The sequence below is a fragment of the Psychrobacter sp. AOP7-A1-24 genome (genome assembly GCF_052376235.1).
Classification (GTDB): Bacteria; Pseudomonadota; Gammaproteobacteria; order Pseudomonadales; family Moraxellaceae; genus Psychrobacter.
In genome coordinates, this window is the sequence record NZ_JBQSVM010000030.1 from 1 (window position 1) to 12699 (window position 12699).

The 12699-nt window shown below is 43.3% G+C and carries 10 protein-coding genes; 6 read left to right on the plus strand and 4 right to left on the minus strand.

The genetic code is table 11. The annotated features are described in order from the left end of the window. Positions 1-46: 46 nt before the first annotated feature. On the minus strand, positions 47-250 hold the full coding sequence (locus ACT3QQ_RS10335) for a CsbD family protein (protein WP_444519895.1): 204 nt from the start codon (positions 248-250) through the stop codon (positions 47-49). 257 nt (positions 251-507) lie between these two features. Here ACT3QQ_RS10335 and ACT3QQ_RS10340 point away from each other — a divergent pair, with 257 nt between their 5' ends. Then, positions 508-2706, plus strand: a complete 2199-nt coding sequence (locus ACT3QQ_RS10340) for a molybdopterin oxidoreductase family protein (RefSeq protein ID WP_444527951.1) — start codon at positions 508-510, stop codon at positions 2704-2706. A 109-nt stretch (positions 2707-2815) separates the two neighbouring features. On the opposite strand, the gene ACT3QQ_RS10345 is transcribed toward ACT3QQ_RS10340, so the two are convergent. Together ACT3QQ_RS10345 and ygfZ are read right to left on the minus strand one after the other, a co-directional pair. Continuing rightward, positions 2816-4141, minus strand: coding sequence for a D-amino acid dehydrogenase (locus tag ACT3QQ_RS10345; protein ID WP_444527952.1), 1326 nt, complete (start codon positions 4139-4141; stop codon positions 2816-2818). A gap of 92 nt (positions 4142-4233) precedes the next feature. Then, on the minus strand, positions 4234-4986 hold the full coding sequence (gene ygfZ / locus ACT3QQ_RS10350) for a CAF17-like 4Fe-4S cluster assembly/insertion protein YgfZ (RefSeq protein WP_444527953.1): 753 nt from the start codon (positions 4984-4986) through the stop codon (positions 4234-4236). Between the two features lie 299 nt (positions 4987-5285). On the opposite strand from ygfZ, the gene ACT3QQ_RS10355 reads away from it, so the two are divergent. The 3 genes from ACT3QQ_RS10355 (at position 5286) to ACT3QQ_RS10365 (ending at position 9058) form a co-directional block, all read left to right on the plus strand. After that, positions 5286-5639: a zinc ribbon domain-containing protein YjdM gene (locus ACT3QQ_RS10355; protein WP_427566095.1), complete on the plus strand. Its 354-nt coding sequence runs from the start codon at positions 5286-5288 to the stop codon at positions 5637-5639. Between the two features lie 130 nt (positions 5640-5769). Beyond that, positions 5770-7071 (plus strand): glutamate-1-semialdehyde 2,1-aminomutase, encoded by a 1302-nt coding sequence (gene hemL, locus ACT3QQ_RS10360; RefSeq protein WP_444527954.1) that lies wholly within the window; start codon positions 5770-5772, stop codon positions 7069-7071. A 265-nt stretch (positions 7072-7336) separates the two neighbouring features. Then, positions 7337-9058 (plus strand): AMP-binding protein, encoded by a 1722-nt coding sequence (locus tag ACT3QQ_RS10365; protein WP_444527955.1) that lies wholly within the window; start codon positions 7337-7339, stop codon positions 9056-9058. Positions 9059-9178: 120 nt separating this feature from the next. Here the strand turns inward: ACT3QQ_RS10365 and ACT3QQ_RS10370 are convergent, their stop codons facing one another. After that, entirely contained in the window at positions 9179-9514 is a 336-nt protein-coding gene (locus ACT3QQ_RS10370) for an Mpo1-like protein (protein ID WP_444527974.1), read from the minus strand. 459 nt (positions 9515-9973) lie between these two features. Here ACT3QQ_RS10370 and ppx point away from each other — a divergent pair, with 459 nt between their 5' ends. After that, positions 9974-11539, plus strand: a complete 1566-nt coding sequence (ppx, locus tag ACT3QQ_RS10375; protein ID WP_444527956.1) for an exopolyphosphatase — start codon at positions 9974-9976, stop codon at positions 11537-11539. Between the two features lie 177 nt (positions 11540-11716). Beyond that, positions 11717-12520: an acetyl-CoA carboxylase carboxyltransferase subunit alpha gene (locus tag ACT3QQ_RS10380; protein ID WP_444522629.1), complete on the plus strand. Its 804-nt coding sequence runs from the start codon at positions 11717-11719 to the stop codon at positions 12518-12520. The last annotated feature ends 179 nt before the right edge of the window (positions 12521-12699 follow it).

Here is a 12699-nt window from a genome sequence, read left to right on the forward strand (position 1 = left end):
TGCGGCTTTTTATTCTATTCAGTGAGGCAAGTGTTAAACAAGCCTATTAGTATTTATTTTCTACACGCCAATCGTCCACTTCACGCTCTGCGTCTTCTTTGCTATGACCATAGCGTTCTTGTACGCGGCCTACGAGTTTATCGCGGCTACCTTCGATGTGAGTGAGGTCATCATCTGTAAGTTCAGCCCATTTCTGTTTAACTGAACCTTTCATTTGGTTCCATTCGCCTTTTAGAGTATGTTCGTTCATTATATTATTCCTTTTGTTGAACTTGTTGCGTGTGGTTTATTTCTTAATAATTATCTTAGTTTCTATTTCGCAATATCAACTAATAGCAATACTATTTAATTTTTATTCTGTTCGTATTACACAAGGATAATTAATTAGTTCTCAATTCCTTGTGATATTAAATATAGGATTTTTTAATCTAGCTGTCTGTATATGCTATGTTTATAGTGTTACTTAATTATAGTGAGCGTTTACTAAGTGTTATATATAGAGTTACTATGGCCACAACCACGGCTGCACCAACGTTAGACGAAACGCAAACGCATTTTAGAACTTGTACATTGTGCGAGGCAATGTGCGGTGTCGAAATAAAACATGATGGCGAAAAAGTCTTGTCGATCAAAGGGGATAAAAATGACCTCTTTTCACAAGGTTATATTTGTCCGAAAGCCACCGCTCTGCAAGATTTGCATGAAGATCCTGACCGTTTACGTCAGCCTGTAGAGAGAACGGCAGATGGTTGGAAGTCTATTAGTTGGCCAGAGGCGTTGGATAAAGTTACTGCAGGTATTCAGTCCATACAGCAAAAGTACGGCCAAAATGCGTTGGGTGTTTACTTGGGTAATCCTAACGTACACAACATGGGTGGTATGTTGACCATCAAGCATCTGCTTAACAGCTTAAAGACGCGCAGTCGTTTTTCTGCCACATCTATTGACCAACTGCCACATCATATTATTAGCATGCATCTATTTGGTCACATGCTGCGTATTCCAGTTCCTGATGTAAACAACACGCAATACATGCTTATCATCGGTGGCAATCCGTTGGCTTCTAACGGCAGTATTATGACTGCGCCAAACATGCGTCAAAAGTTAAAAGATATCAAGGCTCGCGATGGTAAGGTGGTAGTAGTTGACCCAAGACGTACCGAAACCGCAGATATCGCTAGCGAACATCATTTTATTCGTCCAGCGACGGACGTGTTGCTACTATTGGCTATGCTCAATGAAATCTATACGCAAGGCTATGCTCAGCTCGATAGCAGAGCGGCCGCCTTGGCACCAGAGATAGATCGACTTGCTTTGTTCGCTGAACAATACACACCTGAGTCAGTAGCAGATATCACGGGTATTACCGCAGCCGAAATCAAACGTATCGTCAAAGAGTTTTGTGAAGCAGAAAGCTCAGTTTGTTATGGCCGTATGGGTATTTCAGTACAGGAATTTGGTTTGCTTAGCCAGTACTTATCTATGGTCATTAATATCGTCACGGGTCGTTTAGATGAAGTGGGCGGATTGATGTTCCCGAATCCTGCTATCGATGTTGTGAATAGCTCAGGCCCAGGCTATCTAGGTAAACGTCATAGCCGCGTGAGTAACCTGCCAGATTTTAATGGTGAGTATCCAGTGGTAGCGATGGCGGATGAGATGCTGGTAGAAGGGGAAGGCCAGCTAAAAGGTTTCGTGACAGTCGCAGGCAACCCTGTCCTTGCTACGCCAAACGGTGAAAAGCTGGACGAGGCATTATCACAACTAGAGTTTATGGTTTCACTGGATTACTTTGTGACTGAGACTAGCCGCCATGCCAATATCATTTTGCCACCTGTATCACCATTAGAGCGTGACCATTATGACATTACTTTTAACGGTTTTGCTGTGCATAATGTCGCCAAATACTCTCCTGTTTTGTTTGATAAAACAGACGATACCAAACATGATTGGGAAATTTATCTAGAGCTGGCAGACCGCTTAGACAAAGATGCGCCAGAATCAACACAAAAAGAGCGTGCCGCGACAAAAGCATTTGGTCCTAAATTTTTGTTAGAACAAGGTCTAAAATATGGACCTCATAAAGACGTGACATTTGAAGCACTTGTCGAAAATCCGCATGGTATCGACTTGGGTCCGTTGCACCGTATGTTACCGGAGGCTATCAAGCACGCCGACAAACAAATTCATCTTCATGTTGATTTTTATCAGTCAGATTTGGCTCGTGTTAAAGAAATGGTGCAACAGTACAACAGTGATGAGATTTTGCTAATTGGTCGTCGTCATGTACGTAGTAATAACTCATGGTTGCACAATAGCCATCGTTTGGTAAAAGGTAAGACTCGCTGTACGTTGATGCTGCATCCGCAAACGGCAGCGCAACATGGCATTGCAGATGGTCAAGATATCAGAGTGACTTCTCGAGTGGGTAGTGTCGTCATTGCAGCAGAAGTGACGGATGAGCTGATGCCAGGCGTGGTCAGTATCCCGCATGGTTTTGGTCACGGACGCAAAGGGGTTAAACAAAAGATTGCCCAAGCGCATGCAGGTGTCAGCGTTAATGATTTGACCGATGAGACGTTGATCGATCAGTTGAGTGGCAACGCTGCAGTCAATGGTGTACCTGTGCAACTAGAAGCATTGGATATGAGTGCAGATAGTGTATCTGCTGCTACAGAGACCATAGCGGAAAGCGCACTAGCATAAAGGTAAATTAATTTTTGAGAAACAAAAAAGAAGGTGCTTATATAAAGTGAGCGCCTTCTTTTTTATAGATAATCTTAGAGTATGTTGTTTTCTCTACTATCTTATTAGATTAAATACTCGTACCCACGAAATCAAAATCCACGTTAGGGGTTTCACCTTGGATTAACAAGCTCAGGGCCTTTGCAGAGCCGCAAGAATGGGTCCACCCCAATGTACCATGACCAGTGTTGAGCCATAAATTGTCAAAAGTGGCTGAAGCATTACGACTACCGTGCTTGACTTGACCGCAGTGTGCGCGACCAATCAGGGGTACGTTTGACGGGGTCATAGGGCGCAGTCCTGTCCAATATTGCACAGAGTTTGCGATGATGCCTTTTGGAAATAACTGCTGCACACGGCGAGTGATTGCTTCACAGCGTGTGGTATTTAAGTCTAGGTTATAGCCATTGAATTCTGCTGTACCAGCAACTCGCAATTTGTCACCCAGTCGTGAGGTAACCAGTTTAAACTCATCATCAATCAGACTGACAAAGGGTGCTAAGTGCGGCGCACGCGGATTTACCGTATACGTAGCCGAGTAACCTTTTGCCGGAAAAATAGGCACATGGATACCCAATGGTTTTAGTAGAGGTACGCTATAGCTGCCAAGCGCGACCACATGGCTATCAGCCGTAAAGGTCTGCGCGTTTTCGCCTTTTGGACGGATGGTAATGCTATGTACATGCGGACGGGCAGAGTCAGCATCAGCATTGAGCGCTAAAATCTCGGTATCATATAAAAACTGTACACCAGCATCGATACAGCGCTGCGCCAAACGTTGGGTAAATAAATGCGCATTGCCAGATTCGTCACGACTGGTATAGGTCGCTCCAGTGAGCTTATGCGCAATTGGGTAGAGTGCTGGTTCTAAGTTGACAGCATTATTAATATCAATCACATGACGCTCACAGCCAAGTGCTTGCATGCGTTCAGTTGGCTCGATAGCAGCATCAAACTCTGCTTGATTAGTATAAAAATGCATAATACCGCGTGTTTGCTGCTCGTAGTCGATGCCGATATCCGCACGCAGCTGTTGTAAAGTATCTCTTGAATATAGACCTAAACGTACCATTTGCACGAGATTGGCATCGGCTCTATCGGCGCGGCACTCTTGTAGAAATTGCATGGCCCATTTGAGCTGCGCTTTATCTGCCCGCAATCGGTAGAGTAGAGGAGCATCTTCTTTAAACAGCCACTTGAGCGCTTTCATTGGGGTCGCAGGATTGGCCCAAGGCGTGGCATGTGAAACAGATATTTGACCGCCATTGGCAAATGACGTCTGCATACCTGCTGCTGACTCACGCTCAATCACAGTCACATCATAACCTGCTTGACGTAGATACCATGCGGTGGTCACGCCCACCACGCCTGCTCCGAGTACCGCAATATGTGCCATAGGATTCTCTATGCTCATGTTAATTATGACGGTAGCTTTATATTAAACTACCACCACCTGTGCTGCGTCACTTGCTTGATTCGATTTGCTTTTTATTTTGGACGTGCAACATCTACCTGTAGAGCAGCTGGCAAGTCCAATATGCTCAAATCGCTTTCTGCCAACTGTTCAGGACGTGCCACGACCAAAGCGGTAAAGCCTTCATCGTTTTTCATCGCATTGACCACTTGGATTTTATCGATCTTGTCACCTGTGCTTGGTGCTTCACCGGTGCCTTGCACATAGTGTAAAAATGCTTTGGGCGCAGATTTAAAGTAGATGCGAGCGATGACTTCTTGACCCAAGTAGCAGCCTTTATCATAGTCCATACCGCCGCGCTGATGTAGACGCAGCTCTTGTGGTTGGAACTCGCCTTGAGTCGCGGCCACGATCCAATAATTACCAGTGGCTAGGCTGCACGCTATCCAACCCTGTGTATCTTCATCGGTATTATGGTCATCTTTATGACTAAAAGTTGGCTCATCTGCTAGCACGCAAGGATAAATTGCTGCTGGTGCACTGGTTTTAAATTTAGAAAACGCGCCGTACTTATTAAGATGTGCTTGTAGAGAATCAGCACAATCAGCACTAATAACCACATCATAATGTTTCTCTGCCTGTTTTTTAATCCAGATACCAAACTCAATACGACCTTTTAGGTTACCGATGGCGGCTGCCTGATAGCTGAGCCCGAGCTTGGTAACGTCACAAGTTAATTGCCCTTGCAAGAATTTTTCGGCATCCTCGCCTTGGATAGTTAATTGGGAAAACTGCGGTACGGCTGATAGATTTGAAGACTGAGTCATTGTTATTATCCTTCTGATAAGAGCTTATTTATTAATAATATAGTGGGTAAATCGAAGTGATAAAAATTTATATGGTCGCTTTTATCATTGACAGTATTTATGCACATAAATCTAAATGAGGCTAAGAAGAGTACCACAAAAAACCCTGCCATAAAAAACGTCACCAATAAGCGATGAGTTAAGTGTTAAATTGGGCGTAGCGTTCGATTTTCAACCGTACAAATTGGTTAAAGATGATGAGTTACGGTACAATATCAGCTCTACAACGAACTTAATATACAACGGCTGCCGAGGAAATAATGAGCTTACCAAATTGCCCTAAATGTGATGCTGAATATACGTATGAAGATGGTGCGTTACTAGTATGTCCTATGTGTGCTCATGAATGGACGGCGGCTGAGACTGATGCAGCACTAGCTGAAGAGCAAGATGCAGTCATACGTGATGCCGTTGGCAATGAACTGCAGGATGGTGATGCGGTGACTGTGATTAAGGACCTAAAAGTCAAAGGCTCTTCAATAGTGATTAAAGTAGGGACAAAAGCGAAAAGCATTCGCCTGTTGCCAGATGCGACTGACGGTCATGATATTGACTGCAAACTTGATGGCTATGGCCCAATGAAGCTTAAATCGTCTGTCGTCAAAAAAGCTTAATAGCAAAATTGCTTGAAAGATTTGATAATAAACAAATATAAAATCAACGACAGCATAAAAATATATAAGCTATAAAGTTTATCAAATATAGCGTTTATAAAACATATAACCTACAAGTAGAGAATAACTTATGAGCACTAAAAATGACCAGCTCTTTGCACAAGCAAGTAAACATATCCCAGGTGGCGTCAACTCGCCAGTTCGCGCCTTTGCAGGGGTTGGTGGTACGCCAATCTTTATGCATCGTGCCAATGGCAGCAAGATTTATGACACTGAAGACAATGCCTATATCGATTATGTTGGCTCTTGGGGTCCAATGATTCTGGGTCATGCACATCCAAAAGTCATCGACGCGGTAAAAAAAGCGGCTGATGACGGTTTGAGCTTTGGTACACCAACGCCGTTTGAAACTACGGTTGCTGACAAGATTTGTGACATCGTACCGAGCGTTGAGATGATTCGTATGACTAGCTCTGGTACCGAGGCGACGATGAGTGCGATTCGCTTAGCACGTGGTTATACTCAGCGTGACAAAATCGTTAAATTTGAAGGTTGCTATCATGGTCATTCAGATAGCCTGCTCGTAAAAGCGGGATCTGGCATGCTTGATATTGGTGAGCCAACGTCAAAAGGTGTTCCAGCTGACTTTGCCAAACACACGATTACGATTCCTTATAATGATCCGCAAGCGATTAAGGACTGCTTTGAGAAATGGGGTGAAGAAATTGCCTGCGTTATCTTAGAACCTATCGCTGGTAACATGAACATGGTCATCCCAGCACAAGAGTTCCATGATACGTTGCGTGCAGAGTGTACGGCTAATGGCGCAGTATTGATTTTTGATGAAGTGATGACAGGCTTCCGTGTTGGTCTGGGCGGCGCACAAGCACATTTTGGTATTACTCCTGACTTGACTTGCTTTGGTAAAATAATTGGTGCAGGTCTACCCGTTGGTGCTTTCGGTGGTAAAAAAGAAGTCATGTCTTGCATCGCACCACTTGGCGGTGTCTATCAAGCTGGCACATTATCAGGTAATCCGCTAGCGATGCGTGCTGGTATCGCCATGTTTGAAGACTTAACCGCAGAGGGTTTCTACGATGAGTTAGCAGCGAAAGTTGATCGCCTAGTAGACGGTTTCCAAGCAGCAGCTGACAAACATGGTATTCATCTACGTACCAATAAGCTTGGCGGCATGTTTGGCATGTTCTTTGTTAAAGATAGCGCAACCGAAACACCAAAGAACTTCGATGACGTGACAGAATGTGATATGGACGTATTCAATACTTTCTTCCACGGTATGCTAGATCGCGGTATTTATTTGGCACCGTCAGCTTATGAAGCGGGCTTTATGTCTATCAAGCATAGCGATGCAGATATTGATGCATCAATCAAAGCGGCTGATGAGATATTTGCAGAAATGGCAAAAGCATAGCTTAGCCACTTAAGCTATTAGCTCGTTGAAAAGACGCAGTCTAAAAAACCAGCAAGATCCTCCTATGGTCTTTGCTGGTTTTTTTTGTTTATTGACATCTTATTTATAGTCATATTAGAAATGAGATAAAGTATTTTCGAAGATTGTTTGTATAGTGGTTAACGTGACTGATGCTTATACATTTCTTGCCTGTGCGTCCGAAAAATAGACAATAAGTTATGATATTCTGAGATAAATTTGGACAATTAAGCAAGGATGCAAACAAATGAATACCAGCACTTCTAGCAGTACCACGCCACTATGGCAAGCCGCTTACGACCAATACGGCCTAGACAACAATTTGGATGTATTAGACGGTAAGCAAAATCTGATTGACCTACTGCAACCAAAGATTGAGCAACATAGTGAGCTACCAGCTTTTAGTATGGGTGCGGCGACGCTCACTTTTGGGCAGCTAGATATTGCCAGTCGACGTTTTGCTGCTTTTTTACAAGCGCAAGGTATTGAGAAGGGCGATCGCATAGCGGTACAACTGCCAAATATATTGCAGTATGCCGTGGTGCTATTGGGTTGCCTACGTGCAGGTGTGGTACTGGTCAATGTCAATCCCATGTATACCCAATACGAATTGGCACATCAGCTCACCGACGCTCAAGCCTGTGGTGTAATCGTATTAGATGGCATGAGTACTGCTTATGAGCAGTTAGATGATATAGTCAAAGCACAGTTAAAGTGGGTAGTCAGATGTTCTATAGATCCTAGTGTTGCTGATAACGATATTGCCTTGCTTAGTCAAATTGGCTCAGTACAATCTGCGAACACAGATGAGCAAACAGGTGCTTCAGCTGAATCGACAACTGAGTCATCAAAGCACAACATAACGTTTGCGCATATTATGCAAACTTATGACTCAGAAGCGTTCAAAGCCGTTACGATCGAACGTGAAGATTTGGCTTTATTGCAATATACAGGCGGTACGACTGGTAAGCCAAAAGGCGCAATGTTGACTCATTACAATGTCATGGCCAATGTTTGCCAGTGCTATGCGATGTTTGGTACAACGATTGAAGCCAATCGTAGCGAGCAGATTAAAATACTCAACCCTTTACCACTTTATCATATTTTCTCATTTACGGTCTGCGGCTTGCTTGGTCTTTATGGCGGCTGGGAAGATATCTTGGTCACCAATCCACGCGATATCGATGGCTTAGTGAATACCATTGAACAGCACCGACCTCACGTTATCCCTTCAGTGAATACATTATTCATTGGCATGCTGCATCATCCAAAATTCGCTAGTCTAGATTTTAGTCGTTTAGCCTTATCTATCGGCGGCGGCACAGCAATTATCAAAGCAGTCTCTGATCAATGGCAACAAGTCACTGGCATGATTATTAGTGAAGGCTATGGAATGTCTGAGACGGCGCCCGTTATTTCTTTTAACCCGTCTGGCATTACAGAGTTTAATGGCAGCGTTGGATTGCCGCTTGCTTTGACAGATATCCATATCATTGACGAAAGTGGAAACACCTGCCCAACAGGTACACCGGGTGAGGTCTGTATAAAAGGGCCACAGGTCATGCGAGGTTATTGGCAGCGAGATAATGCGGATACTTTTACTTCAAATGGTTACTTTAGATCAGGTGATATTGGTGTTATGAATGACGAAGGTTTTTTGACGCTCGTTGACCGCAAAAAGGATATGATATTGGTGTCAGGATTTAACGTATATCCCAATGAAGTAGAGGCTGCGTTGACTGAATATCCTAAGGTGCTCGAAGTCGCTGTAATCGGGGTAGCAGACGACCATAGCGGAGAAGTACCAAAAGCATTTGTAGTCAAAAAAGAGGCGAATCTCACCGTAGAAGAGCTACAAGACTTTGCGAGCAAGCGTCTAACTGGTTATAAGCGTCCACAGTCCTATGAGTTTATCGATGAGCTTCCTAAGACGGCAGTCGGAAAAATTTTGCGTAAAGAACTGCGATAAATGAGCAGTGTATTTCACTTATAAGAGTGACATCGAGGTAATTCTTAAAATAAACAAAAACAGGGCTGCTATTTTTAGCAGCCCTGTTTTTGTTTATTTAACTTATATGACGACTAAGCTTTATCGCACTTTATCAAACTTACGATCTCTCAAGCTTAGATTGCCTCGTAGCACATCGCTATACATACGAAAATCGCTAATAAAGCTTTTCAATGGAAATTTAAAAGAAGCGGGTTTGTTCTTTTCAAAGAAAAAATGTCCAACCCATGCACAGGCGTATCCAGCGGCAATGCCTTTTACCAAAGGCTTAGCTGAGCCAGTTTTGATAGACTTTGCCAGTCCTAATAAGCCAAAACTACTGCCTGCAAAATGTAGGCGGCGACAAGCCATATTTTGATGCTCATCTAAGTAAAAATCATAAAATGCCTGTTTAGACGATGTTTCAGTTTTTATCATATCTTTTTTAGCGCTACTGACAGGGGTTTCAGTATTTTGGGTAGCGTCTTTTGTGGTGGTCTGATTCATATGACTAGCTTCCTTGCTGGTGAGTTTAAGAGCCATCAGTCACAGGTATTTTTAACCAAACAGTTAATAGTTTATGAGGTCAGCTATACGAGTAAAAAATCTGTAAATAACGGTTTTTTATGATGATATTGATAGCTTTCAATGTAGCAAACCGATATGCGTAACACAAGCGTTAGATGCTGAGGTGATACCTGTCAGCTCATAGGTTACTTCTTGATGTTTCCGCTATAGTTTTGCATTGCTTGCGAGTGGTTGGCATAAATGCTTTAATGACAAAATTGCCCTGATTTTTGTGGTTACTACTTTTTTCTATACATGTGATTTTATAACTATATAGCACGTGATTTTGGTAAACTATCCACTCTCTCTAACACGGTGACGACTTGTCCTATGCCTATTGACTACCTTACGAATCCGCCAATTGGCGATGATGAAATGATGGCAGCCATCGATATTGGTTCCAACAGTTTCCATTTAGCTATTGCTCGTCTTGACCATGGGGAAGTGCGAAAAGTAGTCTCGATGTCTGAAAAGGTACAGCTCGCTGCAGGCTTAGATGAAAATAATATTCTAAGTGCAGCTGCCGAGCAGCGTGGTCTCGATTGTTTGAGCCGCTTTGTAGCGCGTTTGGACTCAGTACCACCAGAGCGTATTCGTGTGGTCGCGACCAATGCGTTGCGTCAAGCCAAAAACGCCAACGACTTTATTTCCCATGCCAATAAAATTTTACCAAAACCTATTGAGATTATTGCTGGCCGTGAAGAGGCGCGATTGATTTATTTAGGTGTGTCGCATACCAATGAGAGTAGTGACAAACGCTTAGTTATGGATATTGGTGGCGGTTCGACAGAGTTCATTATTGGTCAAGAGTTCAACCCATTATTGACTGAAAGCTTACAGATGGGCTGTGTTTCTTTTACGCAAAAATTCTTCGCTGACGGCCTGATTACCAAAGAAGCTTTTAGTAGCGCGATTTCAGGTGCGCGCAAAGAAGTCTTAGCCATCAATGGTCGCTATCAAAAGACGGGCTGGAGCAGTGTGGTTGGTTCAAGCGGCACAATCAAGGCAGTGCGTAATGTCCTCGTATCTAAAGGTTGGGCGGATGAGCAAGAACGCATTACTTATAAAGGCGTCAAAAAATTAGAGAAATTGCTGATTAAGATTGGCAATATTGATGACATCGATTTAGAAGGCGTCAAAGAACATCGTAAAGCGGTATTTCCTGCTGGCGTGGCAGTACTGCGCGCAGTGATGAAAGTGTTGGGCGTTGAAACCATTACTTACTCAGATGGCGCGTTACGTGAAGGCGTTATGTACGATATGCTTGGCCGTTTTGCTAGCGAAGATGTGCGTGACCGTAGTGTATTGGCACTAATTAAGCGCTATTCAGGGGACAAAAAGCAAGCCAAACAAGTGGTAAAAACCAGTCGCCATCTATTTGAACAAGTAAAAGACAAGCTGACGCTAACCAATGATGATTGCGACTTGCTCAGACGTGCTGCCTTTTTGCATGAGATAGGGCTAGCGATCAGTCATAGCAGCTATCATAAGCATAGTGCGTATTTGCTTGAGTATTCTGATATTCCAGGATTTTCGCAAGTCGATCAAAAACGTATGGCGCAACTGATGCTTAATCATCGTCGCAAGCTCAAAGCCGACATGCTGGATCAGACCTGTCAGATCGGTGGCGATCAGTTGGTTTATCTCTGCTTGCTGTTGCGTCTCGCTGTACTAGCGCATCATAGCCGCAGTGACTATGCGCTACCAGAGCTAGAACTAAAAGTAGTTACTGAAAATAGCTGGCAAATTACCTTGGCTGATAGCAGTGAGCATTACGCGTTCTTGCTGGCAGATTTGCGTACTGAGATTGACCAGTTTGCCAAATGGGGCATACAGCTTAGTGTGATTGAAGCTCAAGAGGCTGAGACTCAAGAGGTTGAGCAGTTACCATTGTAAGTATCGAGTTAAAGATTAACGTAACAAAAGCGGTGTTGTCGATAATGTCATGCCATATAAGATGTGCTACTATAGCTCCTATTGAGTTTACAACTGTACTTTCATTATCTGAACACGGATAACGATATTATTCTTAAACATAAATACATTAAGTATAATTATTAAAGGGAAGCGTCTATGAGCACTGTCTGGGATAGTGTGCAGCTTGCACGACACGCCAAGCGTCCATTATTTATGGACTATGTTAATCAGCTTTTTACCGAATTTGACGAGTTGCATGGCGACCGTGCTTTTGCCGATGACAAAGCCATTTTAGGCGGTCTTGCGCGTTTTGATGGTCAGCCTGTGATGGTAATTGGTCAGCATCGTGGTCGTAGCACCCGTGAGCGTATTGCTCATAATTTTGGTATGGCCAACCCTGAAGGCTATCGCAAAGTAATTCGTTTAGTCAAAATGGCTGAGCGTTTCAATATTCCGGTGATGACCTTTGTAGACACCCAAGGTGCTTACCCTGGTATTGGTGCAGAAGAGCGCGGACAAGCGCAAGCGATTGCAGAGAGCATCGCTGTATTCTCTAGCCTGAAAGTGCCTGTGATTGTGACTATCATTGGTGAAGGCGGTTCAGGAGGTGCATTGGCAATTGGTGTCGGTGATAAAGTAAATATGCTACAAAACAGCATTTACTCAGTGATCTCGCCAGAAGGCTGTGCTTCTATTCTATGGAAAACCGCTGAAAAAGCGCAGGATGCTAGTGAAGCGCTGAAACTAAACGCCATTAACCTTTATGAATTGGGTTTGATTGACGCTGTTATCGAAGAGGGTGAGGGCGCACATGTGCAACCACAACCTGTGATGAATGCCTTAAAAGCATTAATTACTGAACAGCTCGATGAAATCAAAGATTTAGACCCTCAAGAGCGTTGTGAGCTACGCTACGAAAAGCTAAAGTCTTTTAACTCAGAAGTGATGTTGCCTGCTTAATTAGTTGCTACGGCGCCTTTATCGTTAAGCCACCTAATAATGGGCTTTTAATATTAGAGTCTAAGTCTTAATGCTAAAATAAGAACGTGTCATTTAATGACGCGTTTTTTTTATGACTGTTACTATGTAAAGCTCTTAATATAAAACTTTTAACGCAAGGCAGTAATTAACATAGGTAA